The sequence below is a fragment of the Bacillus sp. NMCC4 genome (assembly GCF_002998555.1).
Classification (GTDB): Bacteria; Bacillota; Bacilli; order Bacillales; family Bacillaceae; genus Bacillus.
In genome coordinates, this window is sequence record NZ_PVRA01000008.1 from 1 (window position 1) to 22,425 (window position 22,425).

Here is a 22,425-nt window from a genome sequence, read left to right on the forward strand (position 1 = left end):
ATCAGGTTGATAGGTCTGAGGTGGAAGCGTGGTGACACGTGGAGCTGACAGATACTAATAGATCGAGGACTTAACCTATATTCTAATGTGAAGCATGAACATTGTTATCTAGTTTTGAGAGAACATTTTTAAAATATCTCTTGATTTATTTTCAATACATAGTATAATATCTTTTGTCACTAAATTGTCTGGTGATGATGGCGAAGAGGTCACACCCGTTCCCATGCCGAACACGGAAGTTAAGCTCTTCAGCGCCGATGGTAGTTGGGGGTCTCCCCCTGTGAGAGTAGGACATCGCCAGGCTTTCTTCATTCCGCAGTAGCTCAGTGGTAGAGCTATCGGCTGTTAACCGATCGGTCGTAGGTTCGAATCCTACCTGCGGAGCCAATTTGGAGAGCTGTCCGAGTGGCCGAAGGAGCACGATTGGAAATCGTGTAGGCGGTAACCCCGTCTCAAGGGTTCGAATCCCTTGCTCTCCGCCACAATTTACATAATAAAGGGCCCGTTGGTCAAGCGGTTAAGACACCGCCCTTTCACGGCGGTAACACGGGTTCGAATCCCGTACGGGTCACCATTTTATAGAATATACACCAGTATTTTTATTCGGAGGATTAGCTCAGCTGGGAGAGCATCTGCCTTACAAGCAGAGGGTCGGCGGTTCGAGCCCGTCATCCTCCACCATATCTTTTATATCGTCGCGGGGTGGAGCAGTTCGGTAGCTCGTCGGGCTCATAACCCGAAGGTCGCAGGTTCAAATCCTGCCCCCGCAACCAAAATGGTCCGGTAGTTCAGTTGGTTAGAATGCCTGCCTGTCACGCAGGAGGTCGCGGGTTCGAGTCCCGTCCGGACCGCCATTTTTAAAAAGAATACTTGGCTCGGTAGCTCAGTTGGTAGAGCAACGGACTGAAAATCCGTGTGTCGGCGGTTCGATTCCGTCCCGAGCCACCACTATTTGCCGGTGTAGCTCAATTGGTAGAGCAACTGACTTGTAATCAGTAGGTTGGGGGTTCAAGTCCTCTTGCCGGCACTGTTTTTCAAATGTGGAGGGGTAGCGAAGTGGCTAAACGCGGCGGACTGTAAATCCGCTCCCTCCGGGTTCGGCGGTTCGAATCCGCCCCCCTCCACCATTTTTGTTTTCATAGGGGCATAGTTTAAAGGTAGAACAGAGGTCTCCAAAACCTCCGGTGTGGGTTCGATTCCTACTGCCCCTGCCAATTTTCTTAATATGATTCATAACATCTATGGCGGTTGTGGCGAAGTGGTTAACGCACCAGATTGTGGCTCTGGCACTCGTGGGTTCGATTCCCATCAATCGCCCCATTTTATTATTGGGCTATAGCCAAGCGGTAAGGCAACGGACTTTGACTCCGTCATGCGTTGGTTCGAATCCAGCTAGCCCAGTTGATTTGCGGAAGTAGTTCAGTGGTAGAACACCACCTTGCCAAGGTGGGGGTCGCGGGTTCGAATCCCGTCTTCCGCTCCAATAATGGCGGCATAGCCAAGTGGTAAGGCAGAGGTCTGCAAAACCTTTATCCCCGGTTCAAATCCGGGTGTCGCCTTTTTTGAAAAGACTGCCGGGGTGGTGGAATTGGCAGACACACAGGACTTAAAATCCTGCGGTAGGTGACTACCGTGCCGGTTCAAGTCCGGCCCTCGGCACCATTATTTTTTATCATAAGTTGCGTTCTTTAATGATCATGCCGGTGTGGCGGAATTGGCAGACGCGCACGACTCAAAATCGTGTTCCTCACGGAGTGCCGGTTCGACCCCGGCCACCGGTATCTATTAAAAGTTTCATGATCGGTTTTTACCGTCAACCTAACGTTTCACCACAATGGTGAAACGTTTTTTTGTGGTTAAAACGAGTTATTTAGATGAAAATATAAACTTATTAGAAAATTTTGCAACAGCAGTTAGGCGTTATACCACTCTTATCAAGCAGATCGTGTAGCTGCCTCCCTTGAAATAAGAAGGACCAATAGAATATGCTAAATGCTGAAGGAAATGAATTCGCCTAGGATTATCTCGATTTTGAACATGGCTTGTGTTTAGATGACTACGGGGAGACATTCTCAGCAGCTGAAAGCGTGTATTATGTTGAAGATCGTTGGGAGAACTACGATAAAATCAAAAAAGTGATTCAAAAGCGTTATATAGATTGGGTGAATCAACGTTAAGGAATCTAGTTTTGTTTCAATAAATAAGAGCTTCTCATCTTTGTACTGTTTCATGTGGACGTTACAATTGGCTATAGGAGATAAATAGAATGAATTTAGAGGGGCGGAGTTGTTATCTTGCAAACGAAGACGATATTACAGACCATCATTGAAGACGAGGGATCACGAGATTATCCGCTTTTTAGACAGTACTGTGAGAGAAAAGAGCAGGGTCTGCGTAAAGATGCGCTTAAAGTTCTTCAGTCCTTTATTGCGGAGATGAAGGAGAACGAGGTTGAAGCAAAGCGTGTATTTGTTGCTTGGCTGTTTGAGTGGATTGAACGGTTTGAGGATGGTCATCATTTGCTTGTGTTTCCATTGGTAAATGAGGTGATTCAGCCCGTTCTGCAAGAGTGGGAGAATGTTGATCCAATGGATGTGAGACCATATCGCTGGCAAGGCTTGTTCGTGCATCAGGGAGAAGGGCTGCCTTACTTATTGAAGGCACTAGAGCTTGGAGGCAGCAAGGAGCAGCGTGTGATAGTTCAAATTTGTGAAACCTATCTATCGGCCTTATGGTATTCGTTTCATCATATACATGAAGATCTTTATTTAAGCACCTATGAGAAAGATGAAGAGCGAATTCAGGGCATTGAAGATGTCATGACACTGATTGAAGATAAGAGGATTCGTACCAATGTTGAAAAACATTCGGTCTACTATAACCAGCTTTTATCGGATTGGAAGGAATTTCAGCAGACGGAGACAAGAGGCTTTATGAAATGGTGTGCGGAGCGTAAGAAGCCCTATGAGTGGGTAGAGGCATTTTATTATCATCAATAGATGAGGAAACGGCAGAATTCATTCTGCCGTTTTTTTACTTATGCCATATTCGCTCTATTTCTACATGATCTGGTCTAAAATATTGCAGAACATAGACATCTGGATTGCTTAGCTGATCCCACTCCTTGAATCCAATCGTGGGATCGGCGTGTTTTAGAAGCAGGCTCATAATATTGCCATGTGTGGCGAATAAGGTATGATCTTTTCCTAATTTTATTTGTTCATAGAGTGCCTCTACAATACGGTTCATCGCTTCTTGGCTCGATTCTCCGCCTTCACAGGTCATATGTAAGTCCGAAAAACTGAGCTTTAGTTTCTCATACCAATCGTCCATTGGTTTGCTGCTTAACACACGTTCAGAAAGACGCTGATCAATTTGTACCTCGAGCTGTTTCACATGAGCAAGGGGCTCAGTGGTTTGGATCGCTCGTTTATAAGGACTTGAGATGATCTGATTGAGGTGGATACCGGAAAAGAACTGTGCTAGTTCGTGAGATTGTGCGATGCCTTGAGGCGTTAAAGACGCATCCTCGGATTGTCCATTTGCTTGGCAATGTCTGACGATATAATATGTTTTCATGGGGCACACCTCTCATCGAGTATAAAAAAATCATCCAGGATTGGATGAGGATTCATGAAGGTCTAGGTTCATTTGTTCGGATCTGTTTCTTTATAGGGATCTGTTAGCTTCGAGGTTAGGTCTAAGTTGAACAAAAAATCGTCTACGGTGTCTGTGCCAAAGGGAAGTGTGGAGAAGTTGATTGGGATGCTGCCTTCTTGCTTTTCTGAAGTGACCTGCTGTTTAGGCTGCTTTTTTCTCCAGTACTTAAACAAGCGCATGTAAAGCCCCCTTTTCTATGAAAAAGATGGATTTATACATAATATACGGGGAGAGTTGTCCAGGCGTCAAATGTTTTCTTAGAGAACGATGAAAAGAGCCACAGGAAAGTGCAGCTCTTTTTGTACATTTACATAGCACGACGTAATGCTTTCAGCACTTTACGTTCGCATTTTAAGTTATATCGCTTGTGATGGAGTTTATCCGTGTTACATCTGCCAATGACTTGTCTGACATCTGGATGATAAATGATGAGATTCCTGAAAGTTGGATCATTTAATAACGTGTGAAACCAGCTGAATTTTTTGAGATGCGCTGCATTTCTAGAGATATCCTCTTCATCTACCTGTAGAAAAGGGATATACACAGCAAGTGAAAAGATATCGAAAATGAATCCCATTTTGGTTCCTCCCCCCATATTATTTCCTACGCTTAGAAGAAGGAAAGGTTTCATTCAATAAACCTTTAAAAACAATCCCAGTGCATCAACCATTCTTTTTTGTCTTTGTCGTAATAGAAATACATCGTGCCGTTATCACCAATCATAAACCGAGGTTTTTCTTCTGGGGCGATTTGCAGCATGAATTCTCCTGGTTGATGACGGGGTGGGGATTGAATATATGCGCCATATCCATCGATTTTTGTGAATGAATAATTTGTGTATTGCTTAAAGAAGTGTTCTGTCGCTTCCTCACTTTCATTTACTTCTGATAAATCAACATATGACCACGCTTTTTCCCAGCAAGGGAAGTCCTTTTGCTCACTTTCATTCCATTGAATTTGAAAGGGTTTGAGTCCTCTCACTTCTTCTGGAGTCTCAACTACTTCGAATCCTTCCATAGTTGCGTATTCAATAAGCTTCCAGCCTTCGCCGTTTTTGGTGATATCAATCGGAAGTGCTTTCTGATTAAGAAAGATTTGAATCATCTTACATTCATTGAATCCGTTCATTCCTCCTGGCACTTCAGGTAAATAAATTTGTAAGATCGGAATCATGACACCATCTTGATCTGCTGGCCAGCCTTGATCGGGGTGGATGAAGAAATGACCGGCAAACCAGCTGTGTGCTGCTGGATCAGGACGAAAACCGCCAATCTTAGCCACGATGGGTGTTTTTCCTAGTTGTTCTAATTCGTGAAAAGCCTTTATCTCCATTACTTATCCCTCAATCTTTAGCCAGCAATGTGGGCATCTTGAAACGTGCCATTGATATTGCCTGAGACAATGATGACATGTCCCCAAAATAAATCACCGTCATGACAGTACACTTCAAACTCTCCATCTGGGTAAGCATGAAGGCTTTCGAGTGAGATGCGGCTCATAAATTGATCCAGTGTGAGCTCTTCTTGTTTTTCAGCGGAGTCATCTTGTGCCTGCCAGTCTTTAGCTAGTTCAATCAGTTGATTTGCTGCAAATGATTTAATGGAAGAGTTCCATGTGGTCTGCTCTTCCATGAGTTGTCTAGCGGTTCGAAGAGAGTCGTTTACTTTTTCATCTTCTTCGAGGTTGAAGTAGAGCAGGCAATCTTGATTGCTCCATTGGATCGTTGTTTCAAATAAGTCTAGTCCTTTCACTAATTCAAAGGTGCCCAGCATGTCATCATGGTAAAAGACAGGTTTTTGAGCTTCTTCTCGTATCTCTTGAAGCTCTTGATCCTGTGTATCTGTATCGATGAGTGATACAAGCATGAACTCACCTTCACCTTTTCGGACCTGAAGTGTCACGATTGATTCTTTATGTAATTGTGCCTGCTTTTCCCGCAAGCCCTCTTCATCTGTTAACCAGCAGAGCCTTATGTTTTCGGTTGTGATGAGGTCTTTTTCCTTCCATGCAATCAGTGGAATAGAAGCGGTCCAAAGAGATTCCTGTCCGGTTTTTCCTGCGCCTACTCCTGAAGGTCCTGTGACAGCAATGATGTGATCTATTTCTTCTGAAAATCTTTCTTTAAATGCGCTTATTTGTTTGTTATTCTTCATGTGATGTCCTCCAGCCTGCTTTTTGAAAATCTATATCTTTATCACACCGCACATCAGGAGGAGAAATCAAGCTTTTTTTTGCTTAAAACTTTTTTAGATTGACAGAGGGAGAGAAAATACATGGATTGCTGGAGGGTGAGTCACAATAAAAAACAAATGGATTATGTATCGAATTTTGTATAAATTTAGGTGAAAGAGTCGAAAGGCCTAGGTGATTCTTCCTTTTCTTTATAATTACTTTGACACGAATAGATGAAAAAAGTAAAGTAGTACTGAGTGATTTACAAACCCTTCTTCATCCACTAAAACATGAAGTGTGTGTAAATGAAGTGTAAATGGATATTTTTCCTTTTATTTACTCGTATTTTTTTTGAAACCTTTGAAGCTTCTCATACGTTATATTAAAGGAGCACATATATCCGGCGGAAACAGAGCATCGGAATGCTTGGTGAAGAAGATTTACATTTGCAAAATCAATGTAAATTTTTTATGATTTCATTTAAATCAGAACGATAACTAAGAAAGAAGAGGTTTTATGAAAAAAATATTTGCGAACAAATATAGCTTTTTTGTATTGGCTGTCCTTTTATTTTGGGCGAAATCGTACGCTGCCTACAAAATGGACTTTAATTTAGGAGTGAAAGGTTCTTTTCAAGAGGGGCTTCTCTTATTAAATCCATTTAGTTCAGCCATTGTGTTTTTGGGACTGGCTCTCTTTTTGAAGGGTCGTAAATCTGCCATTGTTTTAATTGTTATTGACTTTATTATGACCGCACTTTTATATGCGAATGTAGCGTACTACCGTTTCTTTGATGACTTTTTGACTTTCTCCACAATGAAGCAAGCAGGCAATCTTGGAGGAGGCATGACTGGCGGTGTATTATCTAGTATTAAGCCGCATGACCTTTTGTATTTCCTTGATATCATTATCTTGATTGCGATTGTGATTTGGAGACCAGAAGTGAAGAAATTCCAAATGAAAAAGACATTTGCACTGCTGATTGTGGCTGCAGGTGTAGGACTGTTTTTTGTAAACCTTCATTTAGCTGAAAAGGACCGTCCAGAATTATTAACAAGAACATTTGATCACAAATATGTTGTCAAATACTTAGGTGTTTATAATTATACGATTTATGACGGAGTACAATCAGCACAAAATGCAACACAGGTAGCAAATGCGAGCAGTGAAGATTTAACGGATGTTGTAAACTATACGGCTTCTCACTATGCGAAGCCAAACGCAGAGTATTTTGGTAAAGCAAAAGGGAAAAACATCATTAAAATCCATTTAGAAAGCTTCCAGTCTTTCTTAATTGACTACAAACTAAATGGAGAAGAAGTGACGCCGTTTTTAAACAAACTAGCTCATGGTAAAGAGGATTTTACGTATTTCGACAACTTCTTCCATCAGACAGGTCAAGGAAAGACAGCTGATGCTGAGCTAATGATGGATAATAGTATGTTCGGCTTGCCAGAGGGAGCAGCGTTTGTGACAAAAGGTGAAAATACTTACCAATCACTCCCTGCCATCCTAGATCAAAAAGCAGGCTATACGAGCGCAGTGCTTCACGGGGACTATAAATCTTTCTGGAACCGTGACACGATTTATAAGCATATGGGATATGATCAATTCTTCGATGCTTCATATTACAACATGGATGAAGAAAATCTTGTGAATATGGGTCTGAAGGATAAACCATTCTTCAAAGAATCAATCCCGATGCTACAATCAATGAAAAAGCCATTTTATGCACATTTAATGACATTGACTAATCACTATCCATTTAATTTAGATGAAAAAGATGCGACAATTGCTAAGGCAACAACTGGTGACAAAACAGTAGATAACTACTTCCAAACAGCAAGATATCTAGATGAGTCATTAGAGCAATTCTTTAAAGACTTGAAAAAATCAGGTATGTATAAAGACTCTGTCATTTTATTATATGGTGATCACAACGGTATTTCTGAAAACCATAACCGTGCAATGAGCGAAATTCAAGGGAAAGAAATTACACCTTATCAAAACGCACAAAACCAGCGTGTACCACTCATGATTCGTATTCCTGGCAAACAGGGCGGCGTGAACCATACGTATGGTGGTGAAGTAGACGTGATGCCTACGCTTCTTCACTTACAAGGTATTGATTCAAATGAGTATGTGAATTTTGGAACAGATCTATTCTCTAAGAAGCATGATCAAACTGTTGCATTCCGTAACGGAAACTATGTGACACCAAAATATACACTCGTAGATAACACTGTCTACGATACAAAAACAGGTAAAGTTGTGAAACAAAATAAAAAGACAGAGGCGATTAAAGCCCGTGTCGATAATCAGTTAAGCCTTTCAGATAAAGTGCTTTATAGGGATCTTCTTCGATTCCATAAGCTGTCTGACTTTAAACCAGTGAATCCATCTGATTATTTCTATGGTAAATCAAAAGAAAAAGAAGAGGATTCTTCTGCTAAGTAACTGAGTTTTGGGCAAGCACAGAAGGGTGCTTGCCTTTTTCTCTCTCACCGCTTGATTTGTTGGCAAAATATGTTTATATTTAGGGTGATACAAGCGTGATGCTGGCGTGCAGCTGGCGGAACTCATTTCGTCCTAGGGGATTTCAGGAGGAGCTTATGACAACAAATACAAAAACACAAAAAAAGAAATCAGAAGTATGGGGCTGGCTCAAAGCGATCTTAATCGCATTCATCGCTGTTTTTATCATTCGTAACTTTTTATTCGCACCGTATATTGTAAAAGGGACCTCTATGGATCCAACATTGCATAATACAGAGCGGGTTTTTGTGAATAAAACGGTTGATTACTTCGGCGATTACAAACGGGGACAGATCATTGTTCTTGATGGGGAAGATCGCAGCACTCATTATGTAAAACGATTAATTGGTTTACCCGGTGATAAAATTGAAATGAAAAATGACCAGCTATATGTCAATGGACAAAAAGTGGCGGAGCCTTACTTAGCGTCAAACAAAAAGAAAGCAGCCGCAGATGGGACCTTGCTGACACCTGATTTTGGTCCTCTTACTGTTCCAAAAGGAAAGTATTTTGTCATGGGTGACAATCGTCAAAACTCAATGGACAGCCGCAATGGCTTAGGTCTTTTTACAAAGAGTGATATTCAAGGAACCACTTCATTTGTGTTTTACCCTTTCCAAGACATTCGACTTCTCAATGATTAATGACTCATAAAAAAAGCACACAGAGGTGTGCTTTTTCTATTTCATTCAGCATGGCTTTTTGTGATCGCCTGTTCAAGATCTGCAAGGATGTCTTCAATCGCTTCTGTTCCAACAGATAAACGAATGAGTTCTGGTGTGACGCCTGTCGCTTTTTGTTCTGCTTCACTTAATTGTTGATGTGTTGTGCTGGCAGGATGAATGATCAGTGATTTAGAATCGCCGACATTTGCGAGGTGTGAGAAAAGCTTAACGGAATCAATGAGCTTTTTACCAGCAGCTCGCCCACCTTTAATACCGAATGTGAGAATGGCGCCTTGTCCTTTTGGCAAATAGGTTTGAGCAAGCTCATAAGATTCATGGCTTTCAAGACCTGGGTAGCTTACCCAATCTACAAGAGGGTGATCTTGTAAAAATTGCGCTGTTTTTAACGCATTTTCACTATGACGCTCGAGACGCAAATGCAAAGTTTCTAGGCCTTGCAGAAGTAAAAATGAGTTGAAAGGTGACAAGGCTGCTCCTAAATCCCGTAAGAGCTGCACACGTGCTTTTGTGATATAAGCGGCTTCTCCAATTGCTTCGGTATACGTCAGGCCGTGGTAACTTGGATCTGGTTCAGTCAGCCCTTTGAACTTATCACTGTCAGCCCAAGGAAACTGGCCGCTATCGACAATGACACCGCCGATTGATGTACCATGACCGCCAATGAATTTCGTAGCGGAATGGACGACAATGTCTGCACCAAACTCGATCGGTCTTAATAAATAGGGGCTTGCGAGCGTATTGTCCACAATAAGCGGAATATGGTGCTTGTGTGCAATGGCTGAGACGGCTTCAATATGTAGAATGTCGCCTTTAGGATTCCCAATGCTTTCTGCATACACTGCCTTCGTTTTGTCTGTAATCGCTGCTTCGAGTTCTTCCAAGTTGGATGAATCAACAAATTTCACTGTAATGCCGAGCTTTTTGAGTGTATGGGCAAATAAATTGTACGTGCCTCCATAAAGGCTGCTGGAGGATACAATTTCGTCACCAGCTCCTGCAATGTTTAAAATAGAATAAGTTGTCGCTGCTTGTCCAGAAGAGACAGCAAGTGCACCAATGCCGCCCTCAAGCTCAGCGATCCGTTTTTCAAAGACGTCATTTGTAGGGTTCATAATGCGAGAATAAATATTTCCGGGTTCCTGCAGTCCAAATAAATTCGCCGCATGCTCACTATCTCTAAAACCGAAAGAGCTTGTTTGGTAAATAGGCACGGCTCTTGAATAGGTTGCTGAATCAAGCTCCTGACCTGCGTGAATGGCTTTTGTTTCTAAACGGAATGGACGTTCTTCTGACATGTGTGTATCCTCCTTTTGTTAGATAAAACCAACTACTTTGATAAGAAATATTTAATAAGACTATAAATCTTGTTTCATGCCTGGTCAATCATTTTTTAGATAAATCTGAAAAAATAATCAATAAAGTTGATGAACTTTTTTATTTCAATTGGAAGGGTGTATATGTTGGTGAAAAGAGAGATTGTTTCCTTAGAGAGTGCGGATCAGTTTTTTTAGAAAGCAGCAAATCATTCAAGTGTTGTTTGAAAAGATCATGCTCGCCATCGTTTTAGATGAATTCTATAAGCGATTAATCTAATTTGAAGCACAAAGAATGCCAGCTGGTGGAATCATGGGGAAAGCCTATGCTGTAGGTTGCTTTTTCATAGAAAGGAGCGTGTCATATGTTGGATGTTACTCAAGAAGGCAAGGGCTTTTTTCCCAATGATCTCTCTTGTATATACATATTTTAAGTGACAAGAGAAGAAGGAAAATATGCTCACTTTTTTGTCGGAATTATCAGTAAATATTTCATAAATGGAGTTATAACGACATATAATCAGGACTTTTATATCTGATATATCGGGGGAATTCTTTCTATCTCACAAAAAAGAAAGAATATATAAAGGAGATGATAAAAATGGCCTATTTCAAAAAAAGAAGAAAAAAGAGGGTTTAATTGCCATTATATGGGTTTGGTGGTTCTTATGGAGTGAAAAAACCTAGTTAATAAGAGAGGGGTTATACACTTAAAAGTGAATAATTGAATAAAAAGTCACATTTTACCCAAAAGTATGTTCGGTCAAAAATGGGATCTTCTGTTGATGTTTGGAGAGTGACGCCTATGATACGATCATCATAAGCTGGGAGGTGAAAAGTATGACTTATGCAGCGCCGCAAGTTGACTATTCCACTATGGAACCTGCTATTATGGACCAAGCTTGGTTCTTAGTATTTGTTGCTGTCCTTCTTGGATTGGGAGCAACAGTTGTTCTAGGAGCAGCAGTTTGGTGTTTAGCAAACGGCAAGGGTAGCTTTACAGGAGCCGTTCAGTGGGAAAGTGGCTTAAAAGTCCAAATTGAATGTAAGTAGCTATACTTAGGATTCATCTTTTTACTTCTATGAAATGACACCAGGGCTAAACCGTCTGTGGCGGGCGGTTTAGCCTGATCTGTTTTTAAAGAATATGCAGACACTTGGAGGTTATATGTTTACGATCGAGAATTTAACTAAGACGTATAAAAATAACGTGACTGCTGTCAATGATTTTCATCTACAGATCGACCCTCATCAAATCGTTGCTGTTGCTGGACCGAATGGTTCCGGTAAAACAACGATGATTAACTGTATACTCGGCATCATTAAGCATACAGAAGGAACGATTCTCTTGCAGGACGTCACAAATGACGAACCATCCTTTAAAAAACAAGTAGCCTATGTTCCAGATGATCTGCTACTCCCTGAAGCTTTGACTGGTGCTGAATATTTAGATTTTGTTTCTTCTATGTATGAATGTAAAACAATTCATAGAAGAAATCAACTAATTGAACTGTTTGATATGGACTCGGCTTTATCAAGACCGATCGAAACCTATTCACATGGTATGAAAAAAAAGACACAGCTGATTGCCGCCTTTATGCTTGATAGTCAATTGGTGATCATGGATGAGCCCTTTAGAGGACTTGATATTGAAGCGGTTATAAACACAAAGAAACTGATGAAGCGTTATGCCGAGCACCATGGTGCGATCTTGCTTTCAACGCATGATATGCTTTCAGCGGAAGAGCTGTGCCACAAAATCGCCATTATTTCTAAGGGAAATAAAATGGATGAAGGAACGGTCTCAGCCTTAAAGGAGAAGTATCAATCAAGCACATTGGAACAGGTGTTTCTGAAAGCTTCAATGTTAAGTGATAGGGGTGCACATTTTGATGAAATCATTAATCATTTCTAGAATGATGCTTAAAATGTGGCAGCAGGAGATGTATAAGCTCTTTGATACTCAGACGAAGCGGATCATTGTGATCTTATTCTTTTTGTTTGCCGTCACAATGGGCGCCATCATCGGATACAGTTTTACGGGTGTCTTTATGAAGGCTTTCTTAAATGGAGATGAACGTTCACTTGGATTACTCGTTGTGTCAATGGCGATCAATGCATCCATATTTACAAGCTTGTTATTCATTTTGATCAAGGTCAGAACGCCTGAGCAAGACCGTTTTTCTATGCAGCTCAGCTGGTTCCCGCTTTCTACCTTTCAGAAAAGCCTTGGATACTTTATTCCGATGGTGACAGTGGTGGCAGGACTTGTGTTATTTTTTATCGGTATCCTGCTTTTACCTAACTTTATTGCCCAGGGAATAGGTATTTTCTTTATCTTTACGTTCTTTTTAATGGTGATTTTGCAATCGCTTTTTGTCTTAATGCTTCTGCAACTCATTTATAATATTACCTATTTGGTCGTTCTGAAATTAAAATTACCGTTGCAAAAATTTGCAGCGATCTTTGTTTTATTAGCACTGGTTGTGGCGTATGGAATGACGCATTTTGATATCAGTCAAATTCAGCAATCATATATACAGTTTGATTATCATTTGATGTATTTTACAGCACCGTTTTTCTTAGCGGCTCAAGGAATGTCTCCTGAAGGGGTAAATTATGCAATCTTGATCCTGTTCATCCTTTTATCGGCGGGCGGCGCATTTCTTTCTCTTGCGATGATGCCAATTATGGCAGAGAAAAAAGCGTTAACCTTTTTAAACAAACTGCCGTTCTCTTCTTCAAAAAAATGGTCACTTATTGTAAAGGAAATGAAATCACAGGTGCGAAATGAAGAAAACATTTTAAACTTTCTCATTCTCCTCATTGTGATCTTATTCGTCCGTTATCAGTTTGGATTCCGCTTTGAAGAAGAAGCGTTTTTTGTTCTCTGCGCTCTTGCTGGATTAACCGCCTTCAATTCATTTGGCAATGATAAACGAATGCTGGGGATGTACAAAACATTTGGTCTAAGATCGTGGGAAGTGGCTCTGTATAAGTTTATCGGGCTTTTGCTTGTTGGTATACTGCAAATTGCGTTATTCATGCTGACAACGCTGACGCTTCCTGATCAGATTTGGAACGTATTGATTGGGGCTGCTGTTTTATGCAATGCCACTGCGCTTTTTTATGTGGTAGGTATTTTACTTCCGCTTGACCGAAACAATCCCTACACAGGTATTTTTTCATTTGGAGCACTTATTTTACTCATGATTCCGATTGTTTTTATTGGAAACTATGTCATAGGGGAGTCGAGTCAAACACTTCAGTGGCTGCTTGTAGCTGCATTTGAAGGTCTGCTCATCTTTGCCATATACAAAGGTTTTTCATGGAGGTATTCACATGATTCAACTTCTTAACAATAAGCTAAAGATTGAGCGGGTACCGGCACTCGCGCCGTATGTGACCTTACAAAAGAGGCATCTCACTGATACGCAGTATGGAAGCACACTCCCGATTAATGAAAGTGCCTATCATATGTTAACGAAAGTAGATGGCAAAAGGACAGAAGCAAGTATTACCGCAGAGCTCGCCGATTTGTTTCAGGTCGATGAATCTGTGATTTCTCGTGACTTTTATCAACTGATAATGGGGTTAAATCAGCATCACTTGCTGTCTATTCATTATCAATCACCATATCGGATTGTGACAGCCTGTTGTCAATTTTTCAAACAGTATCAAGTGAAAATGAAGGAACGATTTGATTGCACTGGTCACTCGTTCCTGCACATTTTGGGGACGGCTTTGCTCATGGTGACGCGTAAAATCATCTTTTTCTGGATGCTTTTTATGGTCATGGCAGGGATCGCTTTTTTATTCATTCCTGATCAGTCGATTGCAGCCATTGCGATTTATTTTACTATTATTTATTTTGGATTAATTACCGGGACCGCCTTACATGAGGCAGCACACGGCTATGCGCATCGGAAATTTGCGGGACGGGATGGTCCTCAAGGCTTTTTTGCGAGTGATATGATGTCTGTGAAATTTGTGAGACCTGTATTAGATCCGTTTCAGAAAAAGCAAGTATGGATTACTCTGCTTGGGCCGCTTGTCCCGGGTGTGATCGGGGCAGCAGGGATCATTGTGACCGTATTATTTCTGAAAGAAAATCCAATTTCGACAGGTTTCTTTATTTTTTCAATCACGTATTTTATTCAATTACTCTATCTTCTTCCATTTATGGGGGATGGTAAATCCATTATGAAGCAGCTATTGCTTGGGGGAATGGGAGGACAACGATCATGAACGTACAGGCGATGAAACAAGGCGCTATTGTTGGTGGCTTTCTAGGATTTTTAGGCTTTCCGATGCTGACAATTGGTGTATTGTTCTATCATTTATTTCAATCAAAAACGAATGATGCCTTATTATTTAACAGTCTCGCTTTTGAGATGGAAGGTTCATCCGCATTTACTTTTCAGATCAAGCCAAACTTTTTTATTTATATGATTGTGATTTTTGCCGCGAGTTTTCTCATTGTGGCTTTCTTATCAGCAATGAAGCAGAAAAAAGCAAAAGATTAGGAGAATCCTCCTAATCTTTTTTTGTATAATCAACCAAATTTTAGTATAATAGAAAATGAAAAACAACATTAAAGGGGATCTCAATGTTAAAAAAATGGAGTGTTCTTATATTCACTGTTTTTCTATTAGCAGGATGCGGCGAGAAGGCCGAAGAAACCACGACAACCGAGAAGATGGTATCTACAATAAACACGGAGTCTGCTACTAAGAAGCAAGTAATCATCGAACAAATGAAACTAACAAAAAAAGAAAAGAACTTACTAGAAGCATCAACCACTAATGAAATGGTGGCTTTGACAATAAAAGGATTAACGAAGAAGGATCAGAGTATTACGTTTATCGGGAGTCATTACAAAAATGGTCGATTAGCTAATCAGGAAGCATCATCTGCAACCTTTACTTTACATCAGGATGGAACCGACCAAACGATGAATGTGCTCTTGCAATTAAAGCATGAGAAAGATACATATGAATCACAATTTAGTATTTGGTCAGATAAAAAGAATGATGGGATGACGAAAGCGACATCAAGCTTCCCGTTCAAAGTAAGTGACTATGTTTTTTCTGCACAATCTGAAACTGTCAAAGTCTCTTCTGGAGGGAAGGCATTGATTGCGTATACAGCGGCAATGGGGAAAGACGGGAATTCACCTATGCTTGAAGTGATTGAGAAGAATCCAAAGCAAGCGCTGAAGAATAAGTCACAAGCATACTTATTTTATATCCAGCTAGATAAATAACTATCGTAATATATACGGAGAATATGAAGTTTTTTGACGAAAAATCTTCATATTCTCTTGACGAATTGTTAAGAAAGTTGTAACATAATAAAAGTCAACGCGATGACGTTGCTTTTTAAAAATTGATGCGGGTGTAGTTTAGTGGTAAAACCTCAGCCTTCCAAGCTGATGTCGTGAGTTCGATTCTCATCACCCGCTCCAATACATAATTTTGTTTATAACGCAGTATTTCGTTTCATAGATAAACGAAGTGTTGCGTTTTTTATTATGTCAGTATAATGTGAAAAAGCACTGTCAAGCTACAGTGCTTTTTCAATAAGTTCATATTTACTTTCTCCACCATGTATTTGTACAAACATCTTCGTCAAGGATTGGATTAGAGCTTCACTCTTTTCCCGGGAAATAGATGGCGGAAAGAGGATGATTTGCAGAATGTTTTTTGTGTCTTGAGAAATTTGTGCTTTACTTGCATGAGAAAATAATCCCTTAAGTCCCGCGTCGTCCTGCCATTCAATGTGGCCAGTCTCATGTTTTGCTAGTGAAAGCGGCTCTTCTATGCGATCAGCATCGAATGTCAGGATGGGCAAGAAATATTTTAAAGAGAAAAATATCGACAAATCCTGTACGGAATTGGTCGAGTCAATAAATTGTTCCTTTTGGATATCAGCAAGAATTGGCAGGAAAGGAACGTCTTTTAAAAGATCCGTCCATTCTTTGATTGCTGGTACTTCTTCTAAGACTTTATCTTCGTATTCAAAGAATAAAGATTCTTGAAACAGGCGTAGTCGGCCTTTTAACATTTGAGGGGATGTATCAACTTCAATATGCGAATATTCAATCTGTCCAACATGGATAGACGGGTTGTCAGGATGAGAAATTTCCATATGTATCTTCACAGTGACTCACTCCAATCGGTCATGATACACTCGTATTATACTGAAAACAACAGAAGAAACAAAGAAAGGAGGTTTGCAAGGTGATTCATGTTGGAGAATTAAAAGAAGAATTGATTCAATATGCGAAAGAAATTGGTGTCGATAAAATCCGATTTGCAAGTGCTGATACATTTGATTCATTAAAGGACCGCCTCATCTTACATGAATCGTTAGGGTATTTGTCAGGCTTTGAAGAGCCTGACATCGAAAAACGAACAAACCCTTCTTTGCTGCTTCCGAAGGCCAAATCAATTGTTGCGATAGCGCTCGCGTATCCTTCCAAAATGAAAGATGCTCCTCGAAGTACAAAGGATGCAAGAAGAGGGATCTTTTGCCGGGCTTCTTGGGGAACGGACTATCATGTTGTGCTGAAAAAAAAGCTCGATATGCTCGAGGAATTCTTGCGAAGCAAACATATCGATATACGGACAAAATCAATGGTGGATACAGGGGAACTGTCTGATCGTGCAGTAGCGGAACGCGCTGGCATAGGTTTTAGTGCAAAGAACTGTATGATTATCACGCCGGAGTTTGGATCTTATGTGTATTTGGCTGAAATGATCACAAATGTCCCATTTGAACCGGATGAAAAAATTGAAGACCAGTGCGGAACGTGCAATAAATGTGTAGATTCGTGCCCAACTGGTGCACTTGTGAATCCAGGACAGCTGAATTCTCAACGATGTATTTCATTTTTAACGCAGACAAAAGGATTTTTGCCTGACGAATTTCGTTCGAAAATAGGAAATCGATTGTATGGGTGTGATACGTGCCAAATCGTCTGCCCGATCAATAAAGGAAAAGACTTTCATTTGCATCCTGAAATGGAGCCGGACCCTGAAATTGCGAAGCCGCTCTTAAAGCCGCTTCTTACGATCAGTAATCGTGAGTTTAAGGAAAAATACGGTCATGTTTCAGGTTCTTGGCGGGGGAAAAAGCCGATTCAGCGAAATGCGATTTTGGCACTTGCTCACTTTAAAGATACATCTGCCTTACCAGTGTTGATTGATTTGATGCACAAGGATCCACGGCCTGTTATTCGAGGCACGGCTGCTTGGGCAATAGGGAAAATTGGCGACGAGCAGCTGCTCCCAGAGTTGGAAAAAGCTCTTGAGCGGGAAAGTGATGAGGAAGCGAAACAAGAAATTGTCAAAGGGATTGAGTTTTTACAGACACCTTTAAATACTAAATAACATCCCTATGAACATAGAATGAACCAAACAGAGATTTTAAAAAAAGTTTGGTGGTGTCTGTGTGAAACAATTATTAGAGCAAACATTAGAAGACAGGCTTGGTTATTTATTAAATGGGAGTGCAATTAAACAGCCGCAGCTCATGTCTGATGTGGAAGCAGTTGAACGGAAAAAAGAGCTTTTTGCTAGAAGACAGGTGGAGATTGTCAAGGCGAAAGCCAAAGCAAAACTTCTTGATTCATCGATTCAGGATGACGGGGCTCAGCATGTGCAGTATCTCGCTCATCTCACTTATGTATGCAAGGATGCAGACGACTCTTTTTATTTAGAGGAGCAGGTAGAAAAAAGAGAAGCGTTCCTTTACAACGACATGCTTGTCAAAGATCGGATGATGCTAGAAAAACGGCAAATGGAAGAGCAGGTGGATGAGCGCTTTCACACCGAAGAACAGTTTGGGAGAGCCTTTCACTATGACCGGCGGGCAGCTGTGCAATATGCGGAGACGTACTGGAATAAACGAAATCCCGCCTATAAAAATTTTGAAGATAACTGCACAAATTTTATTTCACAATGCTTGAAAGCAGGGAATGCACCAACGAGAGGGTATCCGAACCGCGGATCTGGCTGGTGGGTGCGTCCTCATACGTGGAGCTATAGCTGGACGGTGGCTCATTCGATGAAAAATTATTTAGCGAATTCAAAAGCGGGTTTAAGAGCAAAGAAACTCAAAGAAGCGCAGGAGCTTCAAATTGGTGATGTCATTTGCTACGATTTTGAGGGAGATGGCAGGTATAATCATACAACCATTGTCGTCGATCATGATAAAGGCGGAATGCCTCTTGTGAATGCACAGACATATGACAGCCGTATGCGTTATTGGTCGTATGAGGATTCGACCGCCTATACACCTGCTATTCGTTATACGTTTTTTCACATTTTGGACGATGCCGCGAAGGATAGTTAATGGTATAATGTTGAGCGGAAAAGAAAATTAGAGGTGAACTTTTTTGGGACTTCATGTCGTTTTATATCAACCAGAGATTCCAGCTAATACTGGAAATATTGCGCGTACATGTGCAGCAACAAATACAACTCTTCATCTGATTCGTCCGCTTGGTTTTTCGACAGATGACAAAATGCTGAAGCGTGCAGGACTCGATTATTGGAAATATGCCAATGTGGTCTATCATGACTCGCTTGATGAATTGTTTGAGGCTCATCCGAAGGGACAATTCTTCTATATCACAAAATTTGGCCAAAAGCCGCATACGACATTTGATTACTCTCAGTTAGATGAAGACTACTTCTTCGTTTTTGGCAGAGAGACAAGTGGATTGCCGAAAGATTTGATCGAACAGAATATGGACCGCTGCCTTCGTTTACCGATGACAGAGCATGTTCGTTCTCTGAATCTATCGAATACGGCAGCAATTCTTGTGTATGAGGCACTTCGCCAGCAGCAATACCGAGATCTGATTTAAGGTCATAATGAAAGCCGGGATACCTATCTTGGCTTTTTTTATATGAGATAAGAAATATAAAGAAGGAAAATACGACTTTTTTTATACTTTTTTTACATGTAAAAAAATAGGTAGTATGATAGATTGTAATCGCGTTTTCAAAAAATAATGAATCCATTAAATGAGATGAAAAAGCTACTGATCACTAGTGCCATTAGCTCTGCTATTTTAATGGGGACGATTCCAGTCAGTATCCCAGGTCTCTCTCAGACGCAGGAAATAGAAGCAGCGCAATTATCGAAAGGTATCGGCGGGCGTACTTATATCAATAGCAATGGATCAATATTGGTCACAAAGATTCAACTCCCTCCCGCAATGAGTGTGTCAAATGGGACAGCTTATATTTATTCTGGATTCACAGGTTTAAAAGAAGCAGACATCGGTCTTCAATACAGTCCAACCTATAATGTGTGGAAACCTACGATGAAAGTAGGAACAAATAATCAAGAGACATATATCGAAGGAAAAAATGATTTTACGTATACAAATGGATTTAAGCCTGGAAGTACTGTGCAAATGACCATTTATAAAAACTTGAATGGACATACAAGAGCGACGTTCTGGGGGACAAATAATGTTGGTTATACCGGGCGTATCATCACAGAAATTCAAAACTCAAACATTGGCTCTGTGACTAAGTGGAAATTACTGTCGACAGTAGCAGTGACTGACGATATCTACCGGAAAGATATTCGGGCAAACTTCTCTACTCGTTTTACTGACATCACATTAGACAGTCGTGCCGTCACACCTGTGATTGATACGCAAGACTTTACGTCCATTCATGTATCAGGGAATACAGTGAATATGCAGGTGCTAAAAACAACGAATTAAATGAAAAAAGGATGTTCCGCTAATGGAACATCCTTTTTTTCATTTACCAGGCTTGCCTTCGTAGCCAGCTGTGAAAATGGATACTAAAAACGTAATGATGACGCCCATCATAATGACCGTTCTCATATAAGCTTCCCCCTTATCCCTTTGTTTCTATCGCTGCCTGTTTCATATGGTGTGAAGTTCGCCTTGAAAAGCAAGAGAAGAAGATCATTTTTCTCCTGTTTTTCCTTTATTATGAAGGGTCTTGCGGATGGTTGTCAATTCAGTTTGCCAATTCGTCATTTTGAAGAACGAAAGCATGTAATAGGACGCCTCCGCATAGATTGTAAAACAGTATCTGATTACTTGCTTCAATCTTGAAAGAGGAGGTTCATATGGATATTTTAAAGAAAATCGAACAGCACAGAGAAGAAGAGCAGCGTCTCAAATGGGAAGGCACATTCAGCGATTATTTAGACATTATAAAGGAAAATCCACTTGTCGCTCAATCTGCTCATTCTCGCGTTTATCATATGATTAAAGACAGCGGGATTGAAGAGGAGAATGGGGTCAGAACGTACAAATTTTTTGATCAGGAACTTTTTGGGTTAGAGGAATCATTGGAAAGATTAGTAGAGGAATATTTTCACCCTGCTGCCAAGCGGCTCGATGTGAGGAAGCGTATTTTGTTATTGATGGGACCAGTAAGCGGCGGGAAATCTACGCTTGTTACTAGGCTGAAAAGAGGACTAGAAGAATATTCACTGACAGATCATGGCGCAGTCTATGCGATCAAAGGCTGCCCGATGCATGAAGACCCGCTTCATCTTATTCCGCAAAATCTGCGGGAGGATTTCTATAGAGAATATGGCATTCGTGTGCAGGGGAATTTGTCCCCTCTGAATATGATGAGGCTAGAAGAGGAATATGGCGGACGAATTGAGGATGTAAGGGTTGAACGGATCTTTTTCTCAGAGGATAAACGAACTGGTATTGGTACCTTTAGTCCATCTGATCCGAAATCTCAGGACATTGCTGATTTAACAGGAAGCATCGATTTTTCAACCATTGCTGAATTTGGATCAGAGTCAGATCCAAGGGCCTACCGCTTTGATGGAGAACTCAATAAAGCAAACCGAGGGATGATGGAGTTTCAGGAGATGTTAAAGTGTGATGAGAAATTTCTATGGCACCTTCTGTCATTAACGCAGGAAGGAAATTTTAAAGCAGGCCGTTTTGCCTTGATTAGTGCAGATGAATTGATTGTCGCTCATACGAATGAAACCGAGTACCGGTCGTTTATTTCAAATAAAAAGAACGAGGCCTTGCACTCAAGAATTATTGTGATGCCGATTCCTTATAACTTGAAGGTGACAGAGGAGGAACGCATTTATCATAAAATGATTTCAGAAAGTGATGTTTCTGATGTGCATATTGCCCCGCATACGCTGAAGGTGGCAGCGATGTTCTCCATTTTGACAAGACTCAAAGAGCCGAAGCGTTCTGATATTGATTTGGTGAAAAAAATGCGTCTGTATGATGGAGAGAGTGTCGAAGGCTTCCAATCTGCTGATATTGATGAGATGAAAAAGGAATTTCATGATGAAGGGATGAGCGGAATTGATCCGCGGTATGTGATTAACCGAATTTCCTCCACTATTATTCGAAAGAATATGGAATCGATCAATGCGCTGGATGTCCTTCGTTCGTTAAAAGAAGGACTCGATCAGCATCCGTCTATCTCCAGCGAGGACCGGGAGCGCTATTTGAATTTTATTTCTGTTGCGCGAAAAGAGTACGACGATATTGCGAAGAAGGAAGTTCAAAAGGCATTTGTGTATTCCTATGAGGAGTCTGCGAAAACACTGATGGATAATTACTTAGATAATGTCGAGGCGTACTGTAATAAAAACAAGCTGCGTGATCCGTTAACTGGTGAAGAAATGAATCCTGATGAAAAGCTTATGCGTTCAATTGAGGAGCAGATCGGTATTTCTGAAAATGCCAAAAAGGCATTCAGAGAAGAAATTCTGATTCGTATTTCGGCTTATGCGAGAAAGGGCAAACGCTTTGATTATAATTCTCATGAGAGATTGCGAGAGGCGATTCAGAAGAAGCTGTTTGCTGATCTAAAAGATGTGGTGAAAATTACGACGTCAACGAAGACACCGGATGAACAGCAGCTGAAGAAGGTCAATGAAGTAGTGGCTAGATTGATTGATGAACATGGCTATAATTCAACAAGTGCAAATGAACTTTTAAAATATGTAGGCAGTCTTCTCAATCGTTAATAAATGAAGGAGGCATTATTGGCGCACCTGCACCGGTA

At 40.8% G+C, this 22,425-nt stretch carries 21 protein-coding genes, 17 tRNA genes and 1 rRNA gene; 32 read left to right on the plus strand and 7 right to left on the minus strand.

Annotated elements, in window-relative coordinates; genetic code table 11:
• The first annotated feature begins 187 nt into the window (after window positions 1–187).
• The 18 genes from rrf to C6Y02_RS14870 all read left to right on the plus strand — a co-directional run bounded on the left by rrf (window position 188) and on the right by C6Y02_RS14870 (window position 2,999).
• A 5S ribosomal RNA gene (gene rrf, locus C6Y02_RS14785) occupies window positions 188–303 on the plus strand.
• A gap of 9 nt (window positions 304–312) precedes the next feature.
• Window positions 313–387: transfer RNA gene (locus tag C6Y02_RS14790), tRNA-Asn, on the plus strand.
• 4 nt (window positions 388–391) lie between these two features.
• Window positions 392–482: transfer RNA gene (locus C6Y02_RS14795), tRNA-Ser, on the plus strand.
• 17 nt (window positions 483–499) lie between these two features.
• A tRNA-Glu gene (locus tag C6Y02_RS14800) sits at window positions 500–574 on the plus strand.
• A gap of 31 nt (window positions 575–605) precedes the next feature.
• A tRNA-Val gene (locus C6Y02_RS14805) sits at window positions 606–681 on the plus strand.
• Window positions 682–696: 15 nt separating this feature from the next.
• Window positions 697–773: transfer RNA gene (locus C6Y02_RS14810), tRNA-Met, on the plus strand.
• Window positions 774–777: 4 nt separating this feature from the next.
• Window positions 778–854 (plus strand) — tRNA-Asp (locus C6Y02_RS14815).
• An 18-nt stretch (window positions 855–872) separates the two neighbouring features.
• A tRNA-Phe gene (locus C6Y02_RS14820) sits at window positions 873–948 on the plus strand.
• A 6-nt stretch (window positions 949–954) separates the two neighbouring features.
• Window positions 955–1,027 (plus strand) — tRNA-Thr (locus C6Y02_RS14825).
• Between the two features lie 15 nt (window positions 1,028–1,042).
• A tRNA-Tyr gene (locus C6Y02_RS14830) sits at window positions 1,043–1,127 on the plus strand.
• A gap of 13 nt (window positions 1,128–1,140) precedes the next feature.
• A tRNA-Trp gene (locus tag C6Y02_RS14835) sits at window positions 1,141–1,214 on the plus strand.
• Window positions 1,215–1,244: 30 nt separating this feature from the next.
• Window positions 1,245–1,320 (plus strand) — tRNA-His (locus C6Y02_RS14840).
• A gap of 9 nt (window positions 1,321–1,329) precedes the next feature.
• Window positions 1,330–1,401: transfer RNA gene (locus C6Y02_RS14845), tRNA-Gln, on the plus strand.
• A gap of 7 nt (window positions 1,402–1,408) precedes the next feature.
• Window positions 1,409–1,483: transfer RNA gene (locus C6Y02_RS14850), tRNA-Gly, on the plus strand.
• A gap of 5 nt (window positions 1,484–1,488) precedes the next feature.
• A tRNA-Cys gene (locus C6Y02_RS14855) sits at window positions 1,489–1,559 on the plus strand.
• Window positions 1,560–1,573: 14 nt separating this feature from the next.
• A tRNA-Leu gene (locus tag C6Y02_RS14860) sits at window positions 1,574–1,662 on the plus strand.
• Window positions 1,663–1,699: 37 nt separating this feature from the next.
• A tRNA-Leu gene (locus C6Y02_RS14865) sits at window positions 1,700–1,781 on the plus strand.
• A gap of 513 nt (window positions 1,782–2,294) precedes the next feature.
• Entirely contained in the window at window positions 2,295–2,999 is a 705-nt protein-coding gene (locus C6Y02_RS14870; protein WP_106031601.1) for a hypothetical protein, read from the plus strand.
• Between the two features lie 34 nt (window positions 3,000–3,033).
• Here C6Y02_RS14870 and C6Y02_RS14875 read toward each other — a convergent pair whose 3' ends face one another.
• The 5 genes from C6Y02_RS14875 to C6Y02_RS14895 all read right to left on the minus strand — a co-directional run bounded on the left by C6Y02_RS14875 (window position 3,034) and on the right by C6Y02_RS14895 (window position 5,813).
• Window positions 3,034–3,579 (minus strand): histidine phosphatase family protein, encoded by a 546-nt coding sequence (locus C6Y02_RS14875; RefSeq protein WP_106031602.1) that lies wholly within the window; start codon window positions 3,577–3,579, stop codon window positions 3,034–3,036.
• Window positions 3,580–3,647: 68 nt separating this feature from the next.
• On the minus strand, window positions 3,648–3,839 hold the full coding sequence (locus C6Y02_RS14880) for a hypothetical protein (RefSeq protein ID WP_106031603.1): 192 nt from the start codon (window positions 3,837–3,839) through the stop codon (window positions 3,648–3,650).
• 128 nt (window positions 3,840–3,967) lie between these two features.
• Window positions 3,968–4,237: a hypothetical protein gene (locus tag C6Y02_RS14885; protein WP_034663836.1), complete on the minus strand. Its 270-nt coding sequence runs from the start codon at window positions 4,235–4,237 to the stop codon at window positions 3,968–3,970.
• Between the two features lie 65 nt (window positions 4,238–4,302).
• Window positions 4,303–4,992 carry a DUF1963 domain-containing protein gene (locus tag C6Y02_RS14890; RefSeq protein WP_106031604.1) on the minus strand — a complete coding sequence of 230 codons (690 nt, stop codon included), beginning with the start codon at window positions 4,990–4,992 and terminating at the stop codon, window positions 4,303–4,305.
• 17 nt (window positions 4,993–5,009) lie between these two features.
• A complete protein-coding gene (locus C6Y02_RS14895; RefSeq protein WP_106031605.1) occupies window positions 5,010–5,813 on the minus strand; it encodes a DUF2262 domain-containing protein in 804 nt (267 codons plus the stop codon).
• A 535-nt stretch (window positions 5,814–6,348) separates the two neighbouring features.
• On the opposite strand from C6Y02_RS14895, the gene ltaS reads away from it, so the two are divergent.
• Both ltaS and lepB read left to right on the plus strand, forming a co-directional pair.
• Window positions 6,349–8,289 carry a lipoteichoic acid synthase gene (gene ltaS / locus C6Y02_RS14900; RefSeq protein ID WP_106031606.1) on the plus strand — a complete coding sequence of 647 codons (1,941 nt, stop codon included), beginning with the start codon at window positions 6,349–6,351 and terminating at the stop codon, window positions 8,287–8,289.
• A 155-nt stretch (window positions 8,290–8,444) separates the two neighbouring features.
• Complete coding sequence (lepB, locus tag C6Y02_RS14905; RefSeq protein WP_060595832.1) at window positions 8,445–9,011, plus strand: signal peptidase I; 567 nt, start codon at window positions 8,445–8,447, stop codon at window positions 9,009–9,011.
• Between the two features lie 41 nt (window positions 9,012–9,052).
• Here lepB and C6Y02_RS14910 read toward each other — a convergent pair whose 3' ends face one another.
• Window positions 9,053–10,348 carry a homocysteine synthase gene (locus C6Y02_RS14910; RefSeq protein WP_060595833.1) on the minus strand — a complete coding sequence of 432 codons (1,296 nt, stop codon included), beginning with the start codon at window positions 10,346–10,348 and terminating at the stop codon, window positions 9,053–9,055.
• Between the two features lie 858 nt (window positions 10,349–11,206).
• Here C6Y02_RS14910 and C6Y02_RS14915 point away from each other — a divergent pair.
• The 7 genes from C6Y02_RS14915 to C6Y02_RS14945 all read left to right on the plus strand — a co-directional run bounded on the left by C6Y02_RS14915 (window position 11,207) and on the right by C6Y02_RS14945 (window position 15,833).
• Window positions 11,207–11,419: a hypothetical protein gene (locus tag C6Y02_RS14915; protein ID WP_003211695.1), complete on the plus strand. Its 213-nt coding sequence runs from the start codon at window positions 11,207–11,209 to the stop codon at window positions 11,417–11,419.
• 115 nt (window positions 11,420–11,534) lie between these two features.
• Window positions 11,535–12,281, plus strand: a complete 747-nt coding sequence (locus C6Y02_RS14920; RefSeq protein ID WP_034663820.1) for an ABC transporter ATP-binding protein — start codon at window positions 11,535–11,537, stop codon at window positions 12,279–12,281.
• On the plus strand, window positions 12,259–13,725 hold the full coding sequence (locus C6Y02_RS14925) for a hypothetical protein (RefSeq protein ID WP_060595834.1): 1,467 nt from the start codon (window positions 12,259–12,261) through the stop codon (window positions 13,723–13,725). The genes C6Y02_RS14920 and C6Y02_RS14925 overlap by 23 nt, the downstream gene beginning before the upstream one ends.
• Window positions 13,709–14,614: a PqqD family protein gene (locus tag C6Y02_RS14930; protein WP_060595835.1), complete on the plus strand. Its 906-nt coding sequence runs from the start codon at window positions 13,709–13,711 to the stop codon at window positions 14,612–14,614. The genes C6Y02_RS14925 and C6Y02_RS14930 overlap by 17 nt, the downstream gene beginning before the upstream one ends.
• Window positions 14,611–14,892: a hypothetical protein gene (locus C6Y02_RS14935; RefSeq protein ID WP_060595836.1), complete on the plus strand. Its 282-nt coding sequence runs from the start codon at window positions 14,611–14,613 to the stop codon at window positions 14,890–14,892. Before C6Y02_RS14930 ends, C6Y02_RS14935 begins: the two co-directional genes overlap by 4 nt.
• Before the next feature lie 83 nt (window positions 14,893–14,975).
• Window positions 14,976–15,632 carry a hypothetical protein gene (locus C6Y02_RS14940; RefSeq protein ID WP_106031607.1) on the plus strand — a complete coding sequence of 219 codons (657 nt, stop codon included), beginning with the start codon at window positions 14,976–14,978 and terminating at the stop codon, window positions 15,630–15,632.
• A gap of 127 nt (window positions 15,633–15,759) precedes the next feature.
• A tRNA-Gly gene (locus C6Y02_RS14945) sits at window positions 15,760–15,833 on the plus strand.
• 98 nt (window positions 15,834–15,931) lie between these two features.
• Here the strand turns inward: C6Y02_RS14945 and C6Y02_RS14950 are convergent.
• Complete coding sequence (locus C6Y02_RS14950; protein ID WP_223250500.1) at window positions 15,932–16,528, minus strand: hypothetical protein; 597 nt, start codon at window positions 16,526–16,528, stop codon at window positions 15,932–15,934.
• 83 nt (window positions 16,529–16,611) lie between these two features.
• Between C6Y02_RS14950 and queG the strand changes: the two genes are divergently transcribed.
• The 5 genes from queG to C6Y02_RS14975 all read left to right on the plus strand — a co-directional run bounded on the left by queG (window position 16,612) and on the right by C6Y02_RS14975 (window position 22,387).
• On the plus strand, window positions 16,612–17,760 hold the full coding sequence (gene queG / locus C6Y02_RS14955) for a tRNA epoxyqueuosine(34) reductase QueG (RefSeq protein WP_060596035.1): 1,149 nt from the start codon (window positions 16,612–16,614) through the stop codon (window positions 17,758–17,760).
• 61 nt (window positions 17,761–17,821) lie between these two features.
• Complete coding sequence (locus C6Y02_RS14960) at window positions 17,822–18,724, plus strand: amidase domain-containing protein (protein ID WP_106031608.1); 903 nt, start codon at window positions 17,822–17,824, stop codon at window positions 18,722–18,724.
• A 43-nt stretch (window positions 18,725–18,767) separates the two neighbouring features.
• Window positions 18,768–19,241, plus strand: a complete 474-nt coding sequence (gene trmL, locus C6Y02_RS14965) for a tRNA (uridine(34)/cytosine(34)/5-carboxymethylaminomethyluridine(34)-2'-O)-methyltransferase TrmL (RefSeq protein WP_034282301.1) — start codon at window positions 18,768–18,770, stop codon at window positions 19,239–19,241.
• 165 nt (window positions 19,242–19,406) lie between these two features.
• Window positions 19,407–20,114 (plus strand): YrpD family protein, encoded by a 708-nt coding sequence (locus C6Y02_RS14970; RefSeq protein WP_106031644.1) that lies wholly within the window; start codon window positions 19,407–19,409, stop codon window positions 20,112–20,114.
• Between the two features lie 377 nt (window positions 20,115–20,491).
• Entirely contained in the window at window positions 20,492–22,387 is a 1,896-nt protein-coding gene (locus tag C6Y02_RS14975; protein ID WP_034663803.1) for a PrkA family serine protein kinase, read from the plus strand.
• Window positions 22,388–22,425 lie beyond the last annotated feature (38 nt).

Coding starts and splice junctions, on each gene's coding strand:
- C6Y02_RS14930 (WP_060595835.1), top strand. CDS start 13,709: ATGATTCAACTTCTTAACAATAAGCTAAAGATTGAGCGGGTACCGGCA.
- C6Y02_RS14910 (WP_060595833.1), bottom strand. CDS start 10,348: ATGTCAGAAGAACGTCCATTCCGTTTAGAAACAAAAGCCATTCACGCA.
- C6Y02_RS14915 (WP_003211695.1), top strand. CDS start 11,207: ATGACTTATGCAGCGCCGCAAGTTGACTATTCCACTATGGAACCTGCT.
- C6Y02_RS14895 (WP_106031605.1), bottom strand. CDS start 5,813: ATGAAGAATAACAAACAAATAAGCGCATTTAAAGAAAGATTTTCAGAA.
- C6Y02_RS14925 (WP_060595834.1), top strand. CDS start 12,259: ATGAAATCATTAATCATTTCTAGAATGATGCTTAAAATGTGGCAGCAG.
- C6Y02_RS14875 (WP_106031602.1), bottom strand. CDS start 3,579: ATGAAAACATATTATATCGTCAGACATTGCCAAGCAAATGGACAATCC.
- C6Y02_RS14970 (WP_106031644.1), top strand. CDS start 19,407: ATGAAAAAGCTACTGATCACTAGTGCCATTAGCTCTGCTATTTTAATG.
- C6Y02_RS14920 (WP_034663820.1), top strand. CDS start 11,535: ATGTTTACGATCGAGAATTTAACTAAGACGTATAAAAATAACGTGACT.
- C6Y02_RS14935 (WP_060595836.1), top strand. CDS start 14,611: ATGAACGTACAGGCGATGAAACAAGGCGCTATTGTTGGTGGCTTTCTA.
- C6Y02_RS14885 (WP_034663836.1), bottom strand. CDS start 4,237: ATGGGATTCATTTTCGATATCTTTTCACTTGCTGTGTATATCCCTTTT.
- ltaS (WP_106031606.1), top strand. CDS start 6,349: ATGAAAAAAATATTTGCGAACAAATATAGCTTTTTTGTATTGGCTGTC.
- C6Y02_RS14940 (WP_106031607.1), top strand. CDS start 14,976: ATGTTAAAAAAATGGAGTGTTCTTATATTCACTGTTTTTCTATTAGCA.
- lepB (WP_060595832.1), top strand. CDS start 8,445: ATGACAACAAATACAAAAACACAAAAAAAGAAATCAGAAGTATGGGGC.
- C6Y02_RS14880 (WP_106031603.1), bottom strand. CDS start 3,839: ATGCGCTTGTTTAAGTACTGGAGAAAAAAGCAGCCTAAACAGCAGGTC.
- C6Y02_RS14890 (WP_106031604.1), bottom strand. CDS start 4,992: ATGGAGATAAAGGCTTTTCACGAATTAGAACAACTAGGAAAAACACCC.
- C6Y02_RS14975 (WP_034663803.1), top strand. CDS start 20,492: ATGGATATTTTAAAGAAAATCGAACAGCACAGAGAAGAAGAGCAGCGT.